At 33.0% G+C, this 20789-nt stretch carries 16 protein-coding genes and 1 pseudogene; 7 read left to right on the forward strand and 10 right to left on the reverse strand.

Going from position 1 to position 20789, the window contains the following annotated elements; translation table 11 throughout:
- Positions 1 to 648 (forward strand): annotated as a pseudogene (locus M9Q43_RS10880) (hypothetical protein); the annotation flags it as partial.
- A gap of 205 nt (positions 649 to 853) precedes the next feature.
- Here M9Q43_RS10880 and M9Q43_RS10885 read toward each other — a convergent pair.
- Positions 854 to 1591 (reverse strand): hypothetical protein, encoded by a 738-nt coding sequence (locus M9Q43_RS10885; protein ID WP_262318934.1) that lies wholly within the window; start codon positions 1589 to 1591, stop codon positions 854 to 856.
- A gap of 116 nt (positions 1592 to 1707) precedes the next feature.
- Positions 1708 to 2283, reverse strand: coding sequence for a Crp/Fnr family transcriptional regulator (locus tag M9Q43_RS10890; RefSeq protein WP_262318935.1), 576 nt, complete (start codon positions 2281 to 2283; stop codon positions 1708 to 1710).
- A 139-nt stretch (positions 2284 to 2422) separates the two neighbouring features.
- On the opposite strand from M9Q43_RS10890, the gene M9Q43_RS10895 reads away from it, so the two are divergent.
- A complete protein-coding gene (locus M9Q43_RS10895) occupies positions 2423 to 2980 on the forward strand; it encodes a sugar O-acetyltransferase (RefSeq protein ID WP_262318936.1) in 558 nt (185 codons plus the stop codon).
- 32 nt (positions 2981 to 3012) lie between these two features.
- Here M9Q43_RS10895 and M9Q43_RS10900 read toward each other — a convergent pair whose 3' ends face one another.
- The 3 genes from M9Q43_RS10900 to M9Q43_RS10910 all read right to left on the reverse strand — a co-directional run bounded on the left by M9Q43_RS10900 (position 3013) and on the right by M9Q43_RS10910 (position 7481).
- Positions 3013 to 4884 (reverse strand): peptidase U32 family protein, encoded by a 1872-nt coding sequence (locus tag M9Q43_RS10900; RefSeq protein WP_262318937.1) that lies wholly within the window; start codon positions 4882 to 4884, stop codon positions 3013 to 3015.
- Positions 4885 to 5143: 259 nt separating this feature from the next.
- Entirely contained in the window at positions 5144 to 6328 is a 1185-nt protein-coding gene (locus tag M9Q43_RS10905) for a pyridoxal phosphate-dependent aminotransferase (protein ID WP_262318938.1), read from the reverse strand.
- A 58-nt stretch (positions 6329 to 6386) separates the two neighbouring features.
- A complete protein-coding gene (locus tag M9Q43_RS10910) occupies positions 6387 to 7481 on the reverse strand; it encodes a fatty acid desaturase family protein (RefSeq protein ID WP_262318939.1) in 1095 nt (364 codons plus the stop codon).
- A gap of 108 nt (positions 7482 to 7589) precedes the next feature.
- On the opposite strand from M9Q43_RS10910, the gene rsmG reads away from it, so the two are divergent.
- Complete coding sequence (rsmG, locus tag M9Q43_RS10915) at positions 7590 to 8219, forward strand: 16S rRNA (guanine(527)-N(7))-methyltransferase RsmG (RefSeq protein ID WP_262318940.1); 630 nt, start codon at positions 7590 to 7592, stop codon at positions 8217 to 8219.
- A gap of 93 nt (positions 8220 to 8312) precedes the next feature.
- Here rsmG and M9Q43_RS10920 read toward each other — a convergent pair whose 3' ends face one another.
- The 5 genes from M9Q43_RS10920 to M9Q43_RS10940 all read right to left on the reverse strand — a co-directional run bounded on the left by M9Q43_RS10920 (position 8313) and on the right by M9Q43_RS10940 (position 16713).
- Positions 8313 to 11999, reverse strand: a complete 3687-nt coding sequence (locus tag M9Q43_RS10920) for a T9SS sorting signal type C domain-containing protein (protein WP_262318941.1) — start codon at positions 11997 to 11999, stop codon at positions 8313 to 8315.
- A gap of 187 nt (positions 12000 to 12186) precedes the next feature.
- Positions 12187 to 13812, reverse strand: a complete 1626-nt coding sequence (gene pruA, locus M9Q43_RS10925) for an L-glutamate gamma-semialdehyde dehydrogenase (protein WP_262318942.1) — start codon at positions 13810 to 13812, stop codon at positions 12187 to 12189.
- 184 nt (positions 13813 to 13996) lie between these two features.
- A complete protein-coding gene (apaG, locus tag M9Q43_RS10930) occupies positions 13997 to 14383 on the reverse strand; it encodes a Co2+/Mg2+ efflux protein ApaG (protein WP_262318943.1) in 387 nt (128 codons plus the stop codon).
- A gap of 3 nt (positions 14384 to 14386) precedes the next feature.
- Positions 14387 to 15463: a DUF3667 domain-containing protein gene (locus M9Q43_RS10935; protein ID WP_262318944.1), complete on the reverse strand. Its 1077-nt coding sequence runs from the start codon at positions 15461 to 15463 to the stop codon at positions 14387 to 14389.
- 2 nt (positions 15464 to 15465) lie between these two features.
- Entirely contained in the window at positions 15466 to 16713 is a 1248-nt protein-coding gene (locus tag M9Q43_RS10940; protein WP_262318945.1) for a type IX secretion system plug protein, read from the reverse strand.
- Positions 16714 to 16905: 192 nt separating this feature from the next.
- Here M9Q43_RS10940 and M9Q43_RS10945 point away from each other — a divergent pair, with 192 nt between their 5' ends.
- The 4 genes from M9Q43_RS10945 to M9Q43_RS10960 are packed head-to-tail and all read left to right on the forward strand — an operon-like array spanning position 16906 to position 20784.
- Complete coding sequence (locus tag M9Q43_RS10945; protein WP_262318946.1) at positions 16906 to 18255, forward strand: Na(+)-translocating NADH-quinone reductase subunit A; 1350 nt, start codon at positions 16906 to 16908, stop codon at positions 18253 to 18255.
- A 5-nt stretch (positions 18256 to 18260) separates the two neighbouring features.
- Complete coding sequence (locus M9Q43_RS10950; protein WP_262318947.1) at positions 18261 to 19427, forward strand: NADH:ubiquinone reductase (Na(+)-transporting) subunit B; 1167 nt, start codon at positions 18261 to 18263, stop codon at positions 19425 to 19427.
- Positions 19428 to 19429: 2 nt separating this feature from the next.
- A complete protein-coding gene (gene nqrC, locus M9Q43_RS10955) occupies positions 19430 to 20113 on the forward strand; it encodes an NADH:ubiquinone reductase (Na(+)-transporting) subunit C (RefSeq protein WP_262318948.1) in 684 nt (227 codons plus the stop codon).
- A gap of 5 nt (positions 20114 to 20118) precedes the next feature.
- Positions 20119 to 20784: an NADH:ubiquinone reductase (Na(+)-transporting) subunit D gene (locus M9Q43_RS10960; protein WP_262318949.1), complete on the forward strand. Its 666-nt coding sequence runs from the start codon at positions 20119 to 20121 to the stop codon at positions 20782 to 20784.
- Positions 20785 to 20789: the final 5 nt, after the last annotated feature.

Here is a 20789-nt window from a genome sequence, read left to right on the forward strand (position 1 = left end):
TTAGACGGAGCAACAGGTCCAATGGGTCCACAAGGTCCAGCAGGAACTCCAGGTGCTAATGGACAAGGTGTGCCAGCTGGTGGAACAACAGGTCAAGTTTTAGCTAAAGTAAATGGAACTGATTATAATACACAATGGGTTACACCAAGTGCTGGTGGAAGTGGAGCTTCAGTTCAACTATTTGCTAATAAAGTAGGTGGTTCATCAGAAACTTTACCTGTAGCAACTTCTACAAGTCCTACAACTATTGTGTTTAATAATGTGCTCAATTCACCAACTTTAGGTACTTACAACAATACCACTGGAGTTTTTACAGTTGGTATAACAGGTGCTGGGACTTATCTAATTCAAGTAAAACTATTATGTAATGACGCAAGTCCTGCAAGTAGCACAGTCCCACCTTACCTTACATTAATTAAAAACAATGCAACTTATGGGTCTAATGGTGCAGATGTGTTTTATGGTGATTATCCACCTATACATAATGTATTGCCTACAGGTGTTAAAGGACAAGGTTCTTTGACTAAAGTTGTTCAGTTGGCTGCTGGTGATACATTTAGAATTGTGGCAGTAAGTGCTAATAGTTCAACAGTTGCTCAACCCACTTCAACAGTAGCTGGATCAAATATTACTATTATGAAATTATAAAAGAATAATGTTTTATAAGGATTACATGTTTCTCAAATATTCTTAAATTTGTAAGACATTTATTAAACGAGTCAGCAATGGCTCGTTTTTGTTTTTATAACAAAGGCATTCGTAAGCATTGAAATTTCCCCCATTTTTGTCATGTTGATCTCGACACTTCGGGGAAACATCACACCAGTAACTCACACATTGCTAAAAACGCGCACTATCGAAACCCTACAATTTTTAAAGCTCCTGCTTGTAAATCATAATCCACAGCATTAACACGCTGAAAAAACTCTAAATACAACAAACCAAATACATTAGGACTTTCAGGAAGAGCACAATTAAATTCTAAATCAGCTTCAGTAGCATCTTGTAAGGATATAGTAATTTTATTACTACAGTTTTGTACAAATGAACTTTGGTGTTCAAAATCGAAACCAGCAACTATAAACTGCAGGTTAACATGAGTAGCGCTTGTTACTTTCTTCAAAAGGCTTGAAGAAAAATTAGGAACAGTCAAGTTTCCTTCCAACAAATCTACGGCATACGTAAAAGGAAAAACGGTATCAAAAGATTGGTTTTTATCAAATTCAAAACGCTCAATAATCCCTTTTGCCTCAACCGATTGAAGCCCATTAATCACAGAACGTTTTCCCCGAGCACTAACCAAATCCAATCGACTAATCTCCTGAAACAAACCCAAAACCCGATTGTGAACATAAGGAATATGCAGTTGCTTCAAATAGGGTTGAAGGCTGTTTCTAAAATATTTACCCATTTCCGCACAATGAGCAAATTCACTACTATTTTCACGAACACGTACATAATTCGTATCATTTTTGATTTTTTCACCATCAAAGCCACCCGTTTTCCGAACAATAATTTTGCCATTCATTTCATAAAATGATAAACCATCAATTTGCCCCGTAAATTGTAAAATTCCTTTTAACTTACCCATAAACCATTGTTTTAATATAGTAACTATATAGATATAGCACTAATTCAGCACTGATATAGCACAAATATAGTATAGAATATAAATAAATCAAATAGTAATGACAAGGAGGTTCTAAATCATTTCTTCAATAACCTGCTTTTCATTTTACTAAAAAATTCAGGTGTAACACCAATGTAAGAAGCAATATGTTTTTGAGGAACTTTCTGAATTAAAGTAGGATATTTAGAACAGAATTTTTCAAAGCGTTCTTCGGCTGTTAAACTTAAATTATCCATTAAGCGTTCTTGATGAGAAACCAAGGAGTTTTCGGCTAAAATTCTGAAAAAGCGTTCTAATTTTGGAATTTCTTGATAAAGTTGTTGTTGGTTTTCTTTGGAAATAATCACTACTTCGGCATCTTCTAAAACTTCTAAAAAAAGATTACCTGGTTTTCCAGAAATGTAACTGTACATATCACCAATCCACCAACCTTCACAAGCAAAATGCAATACGTGTTCAATAATATTGTCATTAATATTGAAACTTCTCAAAATACCAGAATTCACAAAATAAGTGCAAGTTGCCACTTCGCCAGCGCTTAATAAAATAGTTTTGGCTTTGAATTGTTTGGTTTCTGTTTTAGATAAAAATAAGGTTTCTTCTTCTGGAGTTAAAGAAATGTGCTTGGCTATATTTTGAAGAATGGATTGCATAAGTTCAAATTTACAATTTTTAACTAGTTATTTTGGATTACACATTTAAGAAATTTGACGGATTATTAAAATTTCTATGATTTCTCCAAATCTGTGTTCCAAAAAAGATATTTTTGTATTGATCATTTATATTTAAAAAATGAAAACTGAAAAGGAAAAAATGCTCGATGGCGAAATTTATTTTGCTAACGACAAAGTTTTAATGGCAGAGCGATTACGAGTAAAAAAGTTTCTTCACAGATTGAATGTAACCGAATATGTTGTGAATGGAAATTCAAGGAATATTCTTCGTGAACTTTTACCTAACGCACATAAAAAATTATACATTGAGCCGCCATTTCATTGTGATTATGGGTATAACATTTATTCAGGTGAGAATGTGTTTTTTAATGTGAATTGTGTGGTTTTGGATACAATGAAAATTGAAATTGGTAACAATGTTTTCTTTGGACCTAATGTTCATATTTACACGGCCACGCATCCACTTAACGCTATTGAAAGAAGAACCGTTGAATTTTCAAAACCAGTTTTTATAGGTAACGATTGTTGGATTGGAGGAAACACCGTTATTTGTCCAGGTGTTACAATTGGTGATGGTTGTACAATTGGCGCTGGTTCAGTCGTGACTAAAGACATCCCGGCCAATTCATTAGCTGTTGGAAATCCGGCTAAAGTGATTCGAAAATTGAATGAATAAAAAAACCGATGCGTTATACATCGGTTTCTATATTAATGAAAGTGATCTTCTTCAATTTCAAATTCGGCATCTTTTTCCCAAATTTCCATTTCGCAAGGTTTGCAATTGAATTTTAGTTTGTATTCCAATTCGCCTTGTTTTAAAACTAAAGGTTCTTTTAGTTTTTTGTCCATGTTTTCACGATGGTATTTTGGACAACGTTCTAATTCGTATTTGATGCAATATTTAGTTGTCATTACACGAGATTTTCCTGGATCCCATTGTAATTCAAATGCTTTTTCAATTTCGGTTACACCATGACGTTCGTAAAATTTACGAGCCGTTTTATTGGCAACATTGTACATGAAATCCAATTTCGTTTCTGGATAAGGGTGCGATGTTTTTACCAATTGGTGTTCCTTACGGACATAATTTTTTAAACGAATTTCCGATAATTGTTCGTACACAGTTCTTCGCATTTCATTGATTTTTGAAATAGGAAGAAACCAATTTCCAGAAAATTCAATTGTAATTTCATCAGCAGTGTAAGGTGTAAATCCTGTTTTTGCTAAGTTGATTTTGAAATTTTCAGCTAAAGATTCGTTGTTTTTTGTTTGCTCTTTTGGGTGAACCAAATTCACAATACTTACATTTCCATCTTCGTCAGTTGCGATTAATTCAAAGCCATTTTCGTTTTCTTTTAATACTAAAGTTGTACTGATTTTACGAACCGCACTGTCTTCTCTTTCTACTAATTTAATGAAAGCGGCATCATTATTTCTGTAAATGAAAGTACCTTCTTTGATTTCTTTCAATACGTTTGGATAAACGATTCCGTTTTCGGCACGGTTTACGTAAATTCCTTCGGCTTCGTTGTTTTCATTAATGAAACACAATCCGTCACCATTATTTAATAATTCGCCATTTTCAATTACGTATGAATTTCCAACCGTTTTGATTAGTTTTCCAATATATTGTCCTTTTGATTTTGGACTTTCCCAAGAACCGATAGATTGATGTCTTTCGTTAACGAAATAATCGGTATAACCACGATTGAATGTTCTATCTAATGAAGAATCAAATAAATACGTGCATTTTCCAGAAGAAGCTTTGGTGTATTTATCGCTGTTTTCGTTCAAGAAAGCATCTAATTTCTGACGCAAATACGAAACGTTATTTTTTACATAAACCATGTCTTTCAAACGACCTTCGATTTTGAACGAAACGATTCCGGCTCCCACTAAATTTGGAATTTGGTTGGAAACATCAAAATCTTTAATCGAAAGTAAGTGACTATTTTTAATTAAAGTATCTCCATTTCCATCAATTAAATTATAAGGTAAACGACAATTTTGTGCACAAGAACCACGGTTTGCCGAACGTTCGCCATTGGCAACACTCATATAGCAATTTCCGCTAAAGGAAACACATAAAGCACCGGTTACGAAGAATTCTAATTCCACATCCGAAGCTTCGCTGATTTCTTTAATTTGACTTAAATTCAATTCACGCGCTAAAACCACACGTTTGATTCCGGCATCGGCTAAGAATTTGATTTTATCGGCATCACGATTATTGGTTTGCGTACTGGCATGCAATACGATAGGAGGTAACTCCATTTCCATAATCGCCATATCTTGAATGATTAAAGCATCTACGCCAATATCATACAATTTCCAAATTAATTGACGACAAGGTTCTAATTCGTTATCGTATAAAATCGTATTGATAACCACAAAAACCTGAGCGTTAAACAAGTGCGCATATTTTACCAATTCGGCAATATCTTCCACAGAATTGGTAGCGTTTGAACGAGCACCATATAAAGGAGCACCAATATAAACCGCATCGGCACCACTATTTATGGCAGCAATTCCTTGCACTAAGTTTTTTGCAGGCGCTAAAATTTCAATCTTCTTTTTCATATGTTCTGATTATAATTTTTCAGATGTAACATATGGAATCGCTTTTTTTAATTTGTGATTGCTTACGCAATATTTTTTAGTGGCGATTTCATGTGTAAATCTTTAATCTTTCGGGATTTGCCGAAAAAAAGTGTGCAAAGTTCTTATAAAAAATCCAAGATTTCTAATTCGAGTTCGATTTTTTTGAATTTGGAGCATAAAAAAACACGAATTGGTTTAATTTAATAAATCAATTCGTGCTAATATATTTGTTTGTGATTTAAGAAACCGCTTCTTTGATTCTTCTCATAGCTTCTGTTAATAAAGCTTCGCTTGTAGCGTAAGAGAAACGAATACAATTTGGATTTCCAAAAGCGTCACCTGTTACGGTTGCTACGTTTGCTTCTGCTAATAAGAACATTGAGAAATCAGTTGCGTTTTTGATTTCGGTTCCTTTAATAGTTTTGCCAAAATAGTACGATACATCAGGAAAAACATAAAACGCTCCTTCTGGAACATTTAATTTGAATCCCGGAATTTGGTTTACTAATCCAACAACTAAATCTCTACGATTTTTGAATGCTGAAACCATTTCGTTTAATACGCTTGGATCTGCTTCAACAGCAGTAATTGTAGCTCTTTGTGCAATAGAATTTGCTCCCGAAGTTACTTGGCCTTGAATTTTTGTACACGCTTTTGCGATAAATTCTGGAGCTCCAATATATCCAATTCTCCAACCTGTCATTGCAAATGCTTTCGCAACACCATTAACTGTTATTGTTCTTTCTAACATTCCTGGAATCGATGCAATACTGCAAAATGTTCCCGAAAAGTTGATATGTTCGTAGATTTCGTCAGAAACTACATATACGTGTGGATGTTTTTCTAAAACCTTAGCTAAAGCTGTTAACTCTTCACGATTGTAAACCGAACCACTTGGATTACAAGGTGAACTGAACCACATCATTTTTGTTTTTGGTGTGATAGCTGCTTCTAATTGTTCTGGTGTGATTTTGAAATCGCTTTCAACAGAAGTTGGAACTTCAACAGGAACTCCGCCAGAAAGTTTGATAATTTCGAAATACGAAACCCAATATGGAGCAGGAAGAATTACTTCGTCTCCATCGTTTAACATTACTTGTGCAATGTTGTATAATGATTGTTTTGCTCCAGTTGAAACTACAATTTGTGATGGTTTGTAGTCTAAATTATTATCTCTTTTGAATTTTTTACAAATCGCTTCTTTCAATTCTAAGTAACCTTCCACTGGTGTGTACGTACTGTAGTTTTCGTCGATAGCTTTTTTTGCAGCTTCTTTAATAAATTCAGGAGTGTTGAAATCGGGTTCTCCTAAACTAAGGCTGATAATGTCTTTTCCTTGTGCTTTTAATTCTCTTGCCAAAGCTGCCATTGCTAATGTTTGTGAAACAGCTAAGTTGTTGATTCTGTCCGATAACGGGTTCATTGTGTGTTAGTTATTATAGTTAATACAAAAGACGCGATTCCTCGCGTCTCTCTGTTTATTATGCTAATTGTGGTTTTCTTCCTAGTTCTCTCAAATGCTTGAAGTGAGATGCGATTGCCGCTCGAGTAGTTTTGAACTCGTGATACGGTAAGTTACACTCAGCTGCTGTTTGTTTTACAATTTCAGCAATTTTGTTGTAATGAATGTGACTGATGTTTGGGAAAATATGGTGTTCAATTTGGTGATTTAATCCACCAGTGTAATAATTTACAATCCAGTTTTTTGGAGCAAAGTTGGCAGTTGTGAATAACTGGTGAATTGCCCAAGTATTTTCAATTTCTCCATTTTCATCTGGCATTGGATTTACAGTATCTTCCACTACGTGTGCTAATTGGAATACTACACTTAAAATTAATCCTGCGGTATAATGCATTACAGCGAAACCTAAAATAACTTTCCACCAAGTAACTCCTAAAACCATTGGTAAAACTAACCAAATTGAAAAGTAGATTATTTTTGTAATCACTAATGTTGTCCAAAGAATGGTTGGTTTTTTGAATTCACCATATGATAAGTTTCTTTTTAAGTAACGTTTCATTTGAAGGAAATCAGTTGTGATAGCCCAGTTGAAAGTTAATAATCCGTATAAGAAAACAGAATAATAATGTTGAAATCTGTGGTGACTGTACCATTTAGCCGTTTTTGAAAAACGCAAAATTCTTCCCGCTTCTAAATCTTCATCGTGACCAATGATGTTGGTATACGTGTGGTGTAAAACATTGTGTTGTACTTGCCAGTTGTAAACATTTCCAGCTAAGATGTAGATACTTCCGCCCATTAATTTGTTTACCCAAGACTTGTTTGAATAAGCACCGTGATTACCATCGTGCATTACATTCATTCCAACTCCTGCCATTCCAATCCCAATTACCACGTTTAACAATAAATAAGTCCAAAAAGGCATGTCCATTGCAAGTAAAAAGAAGTATGGTGTTAGGAATAGACCAAACATCACAATAGTTTTCAAGTGAAGTTTCCAGTTTCCTGTTTTGTCAATTTTATTTTCTTTAAAATAATCGTTTACTCTTTTATTTAATGTTCTGAAAAATTTCAGATTATCTTCTTTTGAGAAAATCGGGGTTGTCGTACTCATAAATATTCTATTCAAATTTCGTCAAAGATAATTATTATAATTTTTTCATTTATGATATTCGTCATTTTTTATTCACCAAAAAGCGTATTTTTGTGCAAAATTTAACTAATGGAAGAGATTTTAAAGCAATTTCCTGATTTATCTGATAATCAAATACTTCAGTTTCAAAAATTGCAATCGTTATATGAGGATTGGAATGCGAAAATTAATGTGATTTCAAGAAAAGATATCGACGAATTATATACACGTCACGTTTTGCATTCGTTAGGAATTGCAAAAATTATAGAATTTCGTCCAGGTTCCAAAATTATGGATGTAGGAACAGGCGGTGGTTTTCCTGGAATTCCATTGGCAATTTTGCATCCAGAAGTTGATTTTTACTTGATTGATGTGATCGCGAAAAAAATCAAAGTAGTAAATGAAGTAGCTGCAGGTTTAGGATTAAAAAACGTAAAAGCTGAACAAAAACGTGCCGAATTAGTAAAACAAGAATTCGATTTCATCGTAAGTCGTGCGGTAACCAATATGCCTGATTTTGTAAATTGGGTAGATGATAAAGTTTCAAAAAAACAAAACCACGAATTAGCCAACGGAATCTTATATTTAAAAGGTGGCGATTTAACCGAAGAATTAAAAGCTTTCCCAAAAGCCGCAGAATATAATTTATCGGATTTCTTCAAAGAAGAGTTTTTTGAAACGAAGAAAGTGGTGCATTTGCCGTTGAAGTATAAGAAGTAAGTGATTAGTGAAAAGTAATTAGTGATTAGCTACAAAATAACAAAACCCGATTTTCAACTGAAAATCGGGTTTTTTATTTTTATATATATTTTTTTAAAAAATCACTTTCTTTTGAACTTTTACATTGTTTTCGTCAACTATTGTTAACAGTAAAACATTATTGGTTGGTTTTAAATTTGGAATTACAAATTCGTTATTTTGAATAGTATTTCCTTCAAATAAAACTCTTCCTAAAACATCAAAAGCTGTAACTGATTTTAAATTTGCTTTTGAACTTTTAATCGTTAGAATATTATTTGCATTGAAAGCTATTATCTCATTTCCAGAAATTTCAGAATCATTGTTTGATAAAGTGGTTTTAAAAATAATTTCAAAACGATTGTTGATGGTTTCTGCATTTGCCATAAACGTATGATTATTTTGAGTTAAATCAATTAGGCTGTTAGTAACCTTGTCTTTCAAATAAATCGATTGATTAGTAAATAATCCGTCTTTTTCGCCTAATGAAATGGTGAATAATCCACTGTTTTGCGAAGTAAATCCTAACGGGATTACATCATCATCAGTAAAAGGTAATCCTTTTCCTTGAATTACTAATTCGTTGTTGTTTACTAATGAATAAATCGCACTATCTCCGTTATTTAATAATTTTCCATCATAGCCAAAATCTAAATCATTTGTTGCATTTTCAATATAACCCAATAAAATTTGATTGTGATTGTTATTTCCTTCCGAAAGGTTTAACCAAAAACGGTGTTTTTCAGTTGTTATAGAAGTACTAACATTCGCATTTCTATTGATAAATTGATTATTACTTGTAGCATTTCGCATACTGTTCGTAAAATACATTGGACCAGTTGCTAAAGCGTTTACATAAAATCCTTGTCCTGTTTGAATAAATGTATCAGGAATTAATGAGCCATTCATTGCTGCTGTTCCACCTGTTAAATTTCTTGATGCAAAGTTGTTTGCAACATAAGTTCCGCTTAATGCGGCATTTGTATTGGTCCAAAAATGTAATGTTCCATCAATTTTAGATAAATTTCCAATAATAAACTCATGAATATTGATAGGTGAAGGATATGGATTTCCAACTAAATTAAATCCTAAACCAACTGAACCTCCATAAATAACATTCGGATTAATTCTACCGTTATTTGGTGTTCCAGTAAATTTTCCATTCCAAGAAGTTGTTGTGCTTGGCATTGTATTTTCGGCTCTAATTAAATATCCTTTTCCAGTTGCAAAGCTATTTGTAGAAGGATTTACACTGTTATAAGCTGTTGGAGTTGTTGTTCCCGTTGGAATATATTCATAAAAACGATTGGTTAACGTGTTTGGCGAAAACGCTAATAAATTTTGATTTGTAACAGGCGCTGACCAACCTACATAGTCTAATCTTTTTAACGAAGTTTCTCTATTTACTTCAATATTTCCAGAATTTGAAATTTCTTCGATTTGATAAACATTTGAGTTTGATGCAAATTTTAATTGAGCTGTTGTTGCTACAGTAATTCCTCCTCTAACATTCAAATCATGGTTGGCTAAGAAATTTACAATGGCTGTACCTGAAACGGAAATCGAACATGCATCAATAGAAGATGAAGAAGTGTAATTTCCTGTAAAAGCTACTTGTTTATCCTTTGCTGGTAATCCATTGCTCCATGAAGTTCCATTCCAAGTAGTCGAGGTTGGACATTTCAATTGAATATTGTTTACAATTTCATTCATTGCAAAAGTAACGTTTGAAGGTGTCAGTGTAACGTGATCTTCGTTAACTGTTGGTACAGAATATGCATCAAATGCACTTGTACTACTTGCGTTTATGTTTGCATACCAGTTATTTGTACTTGTAATTGCTAATGAACTTTGAGCAGGAATAAAGTCAAATTTTTTAATTGTCATTGCATTTAAAAAGCGAGTTAATGTAGGGTTTGGACCTGCATCAGCTGCCAAACTTTCTAAATTAAATAACCCGCCAGGAGCAGAATCTAATCCGGCAGTGTATGAAAATGAACGTGCATTTGTTTGTCCTGTTCCTATTGTTAACCAAAAAAATGTCCAAGCTTGTTTTCTTACTCTACTTACTCTAATATTACCATTTGCAGTTGGTGTAAAGTTTAAATCTAATAATGCTCTTGTGAAACCATCGCTATTAGGAACATCTAAATTTGTTAAAACTGCCATTCCAGGTGTTCCTGTCATTGCACCATTACTAGCCCCATTTGAGATTGCTATTTTTCTACAATTTTGAGGAAATCCCATGGTATTTAACTCATTTTGAAAAGCATTTCTATGAGTTGGATGACCTGTTGGAAGTAATGAAGCTGTTGTAGTGTTAAATTCTGTAAGACTTGTTCCTAATAAATGCCCTTCAAAATGATCAATAAGCATTTGTCTTGCAGCTGGACTTTTTAACATAGAATCTACAATTGCTCTTACGGTTAAATCGGCAATATCGCCATCATAAGCAATATAATTGAACATGTGTTGCATTCCAATTGGAACATTTGCACCAAGATGAGGTGAATCAAAAGATAACCATAAACGTGTTTTATGATCCATTCCATTCATTTCCATATAGCGCAGTGCCATTCTGGTTATTAATCCTCCCATACTTGGTCCGATAACAACAAGTTCTTGATTTCCTACTTTATTTGCGTTAATGTAATTGATTAACTCAATCATTACGCGAGCATTTCTTTGAATATAGTCTACACCACCATCGATATTGGTGATGCCATCTGGTCTTGTGTAAATCGGAAAGTTTAAAACCACAACATCATAACCTAAATTTCTAACATTGTCTCCTAGGTTTTGTGTTGGAGTACCATAATTTAATAAGTTATAAATTGAACCTGTATCTCTACCGTCTGCTGGGTCAAATCCATCACAAACAATAATTACTTTGTCTAATAAGCCAGCTTCGTTGTCATAAAATATTTGGAATTCACCTTTGCCAGCGTGAGCAGCCGTTTCGTTTGTTCCTTGATAAGTTAATGAAGATGTTATTTCTGTTAAAGGGCTAACAGCTAAAGGAGTTTGTTGTGCAACTCTATTTAGTTGATTAATGCTTTGCGCTTTCTCTTTTAAAGTAAATTTTGATTCGTTTGTAAAAACAGTTCCATCGTTTAAAGTAATTTTGAAAGAAATTGTTTTTGTTCCAAGATTACTAAAATCAGCAGTGAAACTTTGATTAGTAGAAATTTTTTGAAAGCCTTTCCCAGTATTAAGGTTTACTTCAATTTTGCTAATAGTTTGATTAGTCGTATTGAAAATTAATTCGTCTAAAAGTTTGAAAGTAATTTGTGTCCCTTTTAATTGTTTAATTAATGGGGAAGCAAATCCAATTTTATGTGTATTGAAATAATCTATTGATGAATCTGTTATCTCATATTGATTGTTTGCATTAAGCTGTAATTGATTTTGCTCTCTTACGCTTGGTTTAATCGCATCAAATTCAGAAATCAAAATAGAAATTGGAATGATGTTTTCTGCAAATCCTTTTTCGGTTTTCGCCTCTAAAAAATCAATTTTAGGAAGTCTTTCCAAAAAATCTGCTCTTTGGATTTCATGAAATGCTTGTTTAAAGTCTAATGATGATAATGGTTCGGTTTTGGTCTCTGTTAGTTTAGCAACAGTTCCTACTTTATCATACAGAATTTTTGTTTGCGTATGTGGTTTCAATAAATCGAAAGTTTTTGACTTTTTTTCTATTTCTTGTCCAAACGAAAACGAAATCGAAAATATAACGATTAGGGGTAGAATTTTTTTCATCATGTTTTTTGCTTTATTATTAAAAATACTATGCTTGCATAATATATTTCGGATACAATTTATAAAAAAAATAATAAAAAGTTAAATATTTTTATAAATCCGATAAAAAGCATTAAAATATCGATAAAACATCAAAAAATAAAAAAGCTTGCCATTTCTGACAAGCTTGAAAATAAATATTTTTATAAGTTTATCCTAAGAAAGGATATTTATAATCTTCTGGTGTTACGAAAGTTTCTTTAATCGTTCTAACAGAAGCCCAACGCAATAAGTTTTGAGATGAACCTGCTTTATCGTTAGTTCCTGAACCTCTTGCTCCTCCAAATGGTTGCATTCCTACAACAGCACCGGTTGGTTTGTCGTTGATGTAGAAGTTTCCTGCTGCATTTTGTAACGCAACGGTTGCTTCTTCCACCGCATAACGACATTGGCTAAATACCGCACCTGTTAAAGCATATTCTGAAGTTTCGTCAACTAATTTCAATGTTTCAGACCATTTTGTGTCTTCATAAATATAAATCGTAACTACTGGTCCGAATAATTCAGTTTCCATAGTTGAATATTTTGGATTTGAAGTTAAGATAACCGTAGGTTCAATGAAATAACCTTTTGATTTGTCATAGTTTCCACCCATGATTACTTCTGCATCGCTATCTTTTTTAGCTTGATCAATGTAACGTGCTAATTTGTCAAATGAAGCTTCTGAAATTACAGCTGTAATGAAATTACTCATGTCTTCTGGCGAACCCATTTTCATCGATTTTAAATCCGCTTCTAATTTTGCTTGAACTGCTGGCCATAAACTTTGTGGTACATAAACACGAGATGCAGCACTACATTTTTGCCCTTGGAATTCAAAAGCACCACGAGCAATTCCTACTGCAACTTGTGCTGGATTTGCTGATGGATGTGCAATGATGAAATCTTTTCCACCTGTTTCTCCAACGATTCTTGGGTATGTTTTGTATGTAGCGATATTGTTTCCGATGGTTTTCCAAATGTCATTGAAAACGCCAGTTGAACCTGTAAAGTGAACTCCAGCTAAATGTGGGTTAGATAAAACTACGTCAGAAACCATTCCAGAGTCACCCATTACCATATTGATAACACCATCTGGCAAACCTGCTTCTTTGAAAACTTGCATAATTACATTAGCAGAATATACTTGTGTTGCAGCTGGTTTCCAAACCACAACATTCCCCATTAATGCAGCACTTGAAGGTAAATTTCCTGCAATTGCCGTAAAGTTGAAAGGTGTAATTGCATAAACAAAACCTTCTAATGGTCTGTATTCAACACGGTTCCACATGTCTGATGTTGATGCTGGTTGGTCTGCATAAATTTTAGTCATGAATTCTACGTTGTAACGTAAGAAGTCAATCAACTCACAAGCCGAATCAATTTCTGCTTGGTGAATGGTTTTTGATTGTGCAATCATAGTCGCTGCATTTATTTTAGCACGGTATGGGCCAGCTAATAATTCAGCTGCTTTTAAGAAAATCCCAGCTCTGTTTTCCCAAGCCATTGCTGCCCATTTTTTACGAGCTTCTAATGCTTCGGTAATTGCTTTTTCAACTAAGGCTCTGTCTGCTTGATGATAAACACCTACAATATGTTGGTGATCGTGTGGAGCCGACATTTTTTTGGTATCGCCTGTTTTAATTTCTTCGCTACCAATATATAAAGGAACTTCTACTTGAGAATTCCACATTTTTGTATAAGTTGTTGCAACGGCTGCTCTTTCAGGAGAACCTGGTGCGTACGATTTTACGGGTTCGTTAACCGCTTTTGGGACATTAAAAAATCCTTTTAACATGGTGTTGAATTTTAGCTTCGCTCAGTTCGGACAAAGTCCTCGAGTGAAAATTAGACAATTTTGTGTGTTGATTTACTGGTTTTTCGTAAACGAATACAAAAATACAAAGTATATTTTGAATAATCGATAACAAAAGTTACTTAAGATAAAGATTCTTACATTGGAATTTATAATTGTTTTTTTGCTAATTAATAGCAAAAGGAGCACTCAATTTAAAAGCTGGGATTTCAACTTTAAAGCTACGTGTAGTTGTAAAATTCACCATATTAAAATGACCTTTCATGGCGCCAATTGGTGAAGAAAGCAAACAGCCAGATGAATATGTGTAGTTTTCACCAGGTTTAATAACTGGTTTTTTACCAATCACACCTTCGCCATCAACCGTTTCTGTGTTGTTTAGTGCGTCATAAATTTCCCAATGACGAGAATTTAGTTGTACAGAATCTTTGCTTTGGTTTTCAATAGAGACATGATAAGTAAAGGCAAAATGAATCTTATAGTTTTTGAAGTAAGTTCCTTCAAAACTAGTTAAAACTGAAATTTTTATGCCTCTTGTAATTTGACTTACCATAAATTAAAATAAAAGTATTCCTAAAAACATCATTACTAAAGCACAAATGACTAAGAATAAAAAGAATAACGGATTCAAAAGTATGAATTTTAAAATAGTTATCCAACGACTTTGTTGATAAAAATTTCTTAAAGATTTGTAGAAATAAAAAGGTAATAAGAATAAAAAATAAATAAATGTAGTTGTTTCAAAAAGAGTTTCAGAAATCACACCTATAAAATTGAATATTATTATGCTAATAAAAAAGAATGTAAAATATGTATAAGAAAATACTAAATGTTCAGTGTAATTCATTCTTTTTGAATAGAAAACAATCCAAAACATAAGTGTTAGTATAGGTAACGATAGAAAAATCAGAAATGGGAGTTTTTCATAAAAGTAATCAATCAGTTCTGAGTTTATGTTGTTCGTTTTTAATTTTTTACACTTATTATACATTGATTTATGTATGAAACTGTTTTTGAATCCTAATTCTTTTAACGCTGTTTCTTCTGATTTTTCAGGATATTTTTTGTAAAAATTTCTAAATGATGCAAAAGTGTATTCATACCCTAATGAGATTGAATCTAGTTGTTTTTTTGTGTAGATAGAATCTTTGCTATATTCGATTTTGCTATTTCTATATTTTTTTAAAAGATTGTTTTTTGTTTGACCAGAAGTCAATGCTTCAATAGCAATGCTGTCTTGTTTTTGTTCTTCTTTAAGTTGCTCTTTAGTTAACTCTTTTTCTGCTTTATCATTTGCTGCTGTTGGATTTTCTTCCGTCAAATTAAATGTAATAAACAAAATAATTGAAACACTCAAAAACAGACGAAACGGGTTTGCATACGTGTGTCTTTTCCCTTCGTTGAATTCGCGAGCTAAAACACCGGGTTTTGTAAAAATAGAAACAATTGAATTTCGTAATCTTGAATCGTAAGCATAAAAATTTGCAAAAAACTCTTCAATAAAATCTCTAATCGTAAGTTTTTTCGTCGAGTTTAATTGACCACAAGCATGACAAAATTTTTCGCTAACATCTAGTTGTGTTTCACAATTTAAGCATTGTGTGCCTCTGTATTTTTTATCTTTTCTATTCATATTTAATTACGAATAACCTCGCTGTTTGTGTTGGCAATTCCTATTACTCTGTCGTATCTGTCGTTGTTTCCTTTGTAGTATACGATTGCGGTGTAATTGTTTTCGGTTTGAAAATAATTGCCATCAATTGCGTTTTCAAAATCAATTGCTCCTTTTTTATTGGTAAGAATGTATTGATAGTTTGTGAAACCTTGCTTTATTAAAAGTGCTTTTTCATACAACCCCGCTTTCTTATTTAGTTCCATTTTATAATCATCAGTCAATGCATAATTGTTAAACATACCAGAGATATAAATATTACCTTCTAAAAATTCTGGAGCATCTAATGCAAAATAAACCCATGAATAATCGGCTTCAATTCCAGAATTTGAACCATTAGCATTTTGTACAAAAAAGTTTCCATTAATATCTGGGAAATAGGTGTAAGGTTGATTTTTTCTTGGCGTATTGGTATATAAATAGGTGTTGTAAATATTGTCACCAGATGTTACTCTTGCAATAGTATTATTTGTTGCTCTAATAATTTTGTTGTCAATTGTATATCCTTCGTTTCCGCCCCAAAATTGTGTTTCTTTGTTGTATCTGTAAATTAATTCAGAACCCAAAGTATATTGTGGTTTTAAATTTGAAATACTGGTTTTCCAATTCCCATTTTGAAATAAGGTGACTTTTACATTTTGAATTGGGTTTTGTAAAATTTTGTCGCCATAATTGATAGACATTTCGATGTTTTGTTTTCCGTCTAAGCCTTCAAAATCTCTTGAACGACGAACTAATAACCCAACATTTACTTCTTCTTCATAAATAATTACTCTTCTCGAAAACACAATTTCATTTTCATCATTTAAAATAGTGAATAAGTAGTTTCCGCTTTTTGTGATCTGATTGAATTTATTTGGAAAAACTTGTCTGTAATGTGAATATAATTGTAAAGTATTGAACGAATTTTCATAGGTAATAATGCGCTGATTGTCCATTCCGTTTAAATATTCTGCTTTAGATAAATTTGTTGGCGCAGACCAATCGTAATTATATTGGGTAATTGTATAATAATAATCTGCTTCGTCACTATATAAATCGTCAAATTGTAATTGAAATGATTCTCCGAGTTTGAAAAACGGAATCACATTTGTATTATTTGAAACAAACGAAATGGTTTTGATGTTAAAAGGTGGTTCTTGTTCAATTCCTTCTTGCGAGAAGCTGAAATTAAAAAAAAGTAAGGCAATTGCACTTATTATTCTGTTCATGTCTTGATGTTATGAATGGTAAAAATAATTAAAACTTTAATAAAACACGAATAATTGTACCAAAGATTTTTATTTAATTTAGAATAATTATAAATAAATAAATTCACTGAGTTAAATTTTGGTTAGGTTGGTTGTAATTGATTAAATTTGCACGTTTTATAGTAAATTTTTAACAATCATATCTTCAAAAATATGTCAAAAGACATTCGAATTAAAAAAGGTTTAGACCTTAAGTTGAAGGGTGAAGCAGCTCACAAGATAGCTGATGCCACTCGCTCGAAAGTCTATGCTGTTAAACCTTCTGACTTCCACGGAGTAACTCCGAAGATGGTAGTAAAAGAAGGAGATAACGTTAAAGCGGGAGAAGTAATTTTCTATTCTAAATCAGATGAGAAAGTTAAGTTTGTTGCTCCTGTAAGCGGAAAAATTCAAGAAATCAAACGTGGTGAAAAAAGAGTCATTTTAGAGATTCTTATTGCTGCAGATTCTCAAGATGTTTTCGTTGAGCATAGCAAGAAAAATCCTAACGATTTATCAACAGAAGAAGTAAAAGCACATTTGTTAGCTTCAGGTTGTTGGCCATTTATCAATCAACGTCCGTATGATGTGATTGCTAATTCAGCTGATACGCCTAAAGCTATTTTTATTTCAGCTTATGCAACTGCTCCTTTGGCTGCAGATGTGGAGTTTGTTTTAGAAAACAAGTTGCAAGCTTTTCAAGCTGGTATCGATGCTTTAGCAAAATTGACAACTGGGAAAGTTCATTTATCTGTAAAGGGTAAAGGAAAATCAATTTTCAAAGATGTTAAAGGAGTTTCTTTACACCAAGTGTATGGACCACATCCTGCTGGAAATGTTGGTGTTCAAATTGGAAAAATTTCGCCTATTAATGCAGGTGAGAGAGTTTGGACAGTAACGCCTCAAGATGTTGCAACTATTGGTGAATTATTTTTAACTGGAAAATTCAATGCTACAAGAACTGTGGCTTTGGTAGGTTCTGAAGTTAAAGATGCTCAATACTATAATGTAATTTCTGGTGCTGCTATTACTGACTTAGTTGCTGGTAAAATTGAAGGAGATAACGTGAGAGTTATTTCTGGAGATGTTTTAACTGGAACCAAAGTAAAAATGGACGGAAATTTAGGTTTCTTAAGCAATGCCGTAACTGTTATTCCTGAAGGAAATACATATAGAATGTTTGGTTGGATGCCATTTGCTTCGCCAAGTGTTCACAGTGCATCAAGAACAGGATTATCATGGTTAATGCCAGGTAAAAAATATGCACCTAACACCAATTTAAACGGTGAAGAAAGAGCTTTAGTTGTAACAGGAGAAATGGAAGCAGTTATGCCTCTTGATATTTTTCCAATGCAATTATTAAAAGCTTGTTTGGCAAGTGATATCGATAAAATGGAAAGCTTAGGAATTTACGAAGTAGCTCCAGAAGATTTTGCTTTAATTGATTATACTAACACATCTAAATTAGAAGCGCAACAAATCATTCGTGAAGCTCTTGATTTAATGATTAAAGAAGTAGGATAATAGCTATGAAGTTTTTAAGAGATAAAATAGACCAAATTAAAAAGCCTTTTGAGAAAGGGCAAAAATTTGAAAAATTTGCACCTGCAATTAATGCGTTAGACACATTTTTATATGTGCCTAATCATACTACAAAGCATGGAGCTCATATTAGAGATGCTGTAGATTTAAAGAGAACCATGATTACTGTGGTTTTAGCTTTAGTTCCAGCATTATTATTCGGAATTTATAATGCAGGTTATCAACACTTCATTCAATTGAACGAAGGTGTTTTACCTTCATTTATGGATATCTTTTTACACGGATTGTGGAAAGTGTTACCAATGATTATTGTATCGTATGCAGTAGGATTAGGTATTGAATTTGCTTTCGCAATTTTTAGAGGTCACGAAGTTAACGAAGGATATTTAGTGTCTGGTTTGTTAATTCCAATGGTTATGCCAGTTGACTTACCTTTATGGATGTTAGCTATTTCAGTAGCTTTTGCAGTTATAATTGGTAAAGAAGCTTTTGGAGGAACAGGAATGAATATTTTCAACCCAGCTTTATTAGCGCGTGCGTTTGCATTCTTTGCTTATCCTACATTTATGTCGGGAGATAAAATTTGGGTTAGCGATGCTACTACTATTGATGGTGTATCAGGTGAAACTATTTTAGGTTCATTAGCACAAGGAAAAGAAGTAGCGTATTCGACTATGGATATGTTCTTAGGATTTATTCCAGGTTCGATTGGAGAAACTTCGGTTTTAGCTATTTTAATTGGTGCATTTATTTTAATTGCAACAGGAGTAGGTAGTTGGAAAATTATGGTTTCTGGAGTAATTGGAGCAGCATTAACAGCAATGATGTTCAACGCTGTTGGTTTAACAGCTTTAATGAACTTTGATTGGATCAATCACTTGGTAGTTGGAGGTTTTGCTTTTGGTATTGTATTCATGGCAACTGATCCAGTTTCTGCAGCTCAAACCGATAAAGGAAAAATCATCTACGGTTTATTAATAGGATTCTTTAGTATTATGATTAGAGTTTTCAACCCAGCTTATCCAGAAGGAGTAATGTTGGCTATCTTATTAATGAACACTTTAGCGCCAACAATTGATTATTTCGTAGTAAATGGAAACATTTCTAAGAGAAAGAAAAGATTGGCTAAGTCTAAACAATTAAAATCTGCATAGTCATGAATAGAGAAAGTAACGGATATACGTTTTTGTTTGCGACTGTAATGGTAGTGTTAGTAGCTTCTGCATTAGCTTTTGCTGCAACAGCACTTAAGCCAGACCAAGAAGCAAACATTAAGAAAGAGAAAATGCAGTACATTCTAAAATCGTTTGGAGTAGCTGTAGAAAGAGACGCTTCTGAGGAAGCATATAAAAAACACATCATTAGTGAAGTGGTTTTTGACGAGAACGGAACAGAAATTAGTAAAGACGCTTTTACAGTTGATATAGCTAAAGAAAAAGGGAAATTTCCAATTTTTAACGCAGAGAAAGATGGTAAAAAATTCTATGTTATTCCGGTAAGAGGGATGGGATTATGGGATGCTATCTGGGGTTATGTTTCGGTTGACGAAAACTTAAAAGTTGACGGTATTGTATTTGACCATAAAGCTGAAACTCCTGGTTTAGGAGGTGAAATTACTCAAGATTATTTCCAAAAAAGTTTTATTGGAGAGAGTGTTTTTGACGCTAATGGGAACTTACAAGGTTTAAAAGTAGTTAAAGGATATACAGGAATAGACAACAAAGCTGATGGTGAAGTTGATGCAATTTCTGGGGCTACTTTAACTGGTAATGGTGTAACCGAAATGTTAGTTAGAGGTTTAAAACCATATGAAAAATATTTAAAATCTAATAAAAAATAATCGTCATGGCAGAAAACAACAAAGAAGGATTATTTTCAAAAAGTAATATTAAATTAATTACAAATCCATTTAATGACGATAACCCAGTAACGGTTCAGGTATTAGGTATTTGTTCAGCTTTAGCGGTAACAGTTCAAATGAAAAATGCTTTTGTAATGGCACTTTCAGTAACTGCGGTTGTAGCTTTTGGTAACGTAATTGTATCATTATTAAGAAATTTAATTCCAAGTAGAATCCGTATCATTGTTCAGTTGGTTGTAGCAGCAGCTTTAGTAATCTTGGTTGACCAGGTTTTAAAAGCGTATGCTTATGATATCAGTAAACAATTATCAGTATTCGTAGGATTAATTATTACAAACTGTATCTTAATGGGGCGTTTTGAAGCATTTGCTTTAGGAAACAAACCATGGCCTTCTTTCTTAGATGGTTTAGGAAACGGTTTAGGATATGGAATCATTTTATTAGTAGTTGCATTTTTTAGAGAATTGTTCGGTTCAGGAAAATTATTCGGAATCGAAATTCTTGGAAACTCTGTTGAAAAAACAGGTTTGTATGCTACAGGATATGTTAATAATGGATTCATGTTATTAGCTCCAATGGCCTTAGTTATGGTAGGTATTGTAATTTGGGTACAAAGAGGAATTAACAAGAAATTAATCGAGAAAAAATAATAGCT

The sequence above is a fragment of the Flavobacterium odoriferum genome, from assembly GCF_025499515.1.
In the GTDB taxonomy this organism is placed as follows: domain Bacteria; phylum Bacteroidota; class Bacteroidia; order Flavobacteriales; family Flavobacteriaceae; genus Flavobacterium; species Flavobacterium odoriferum.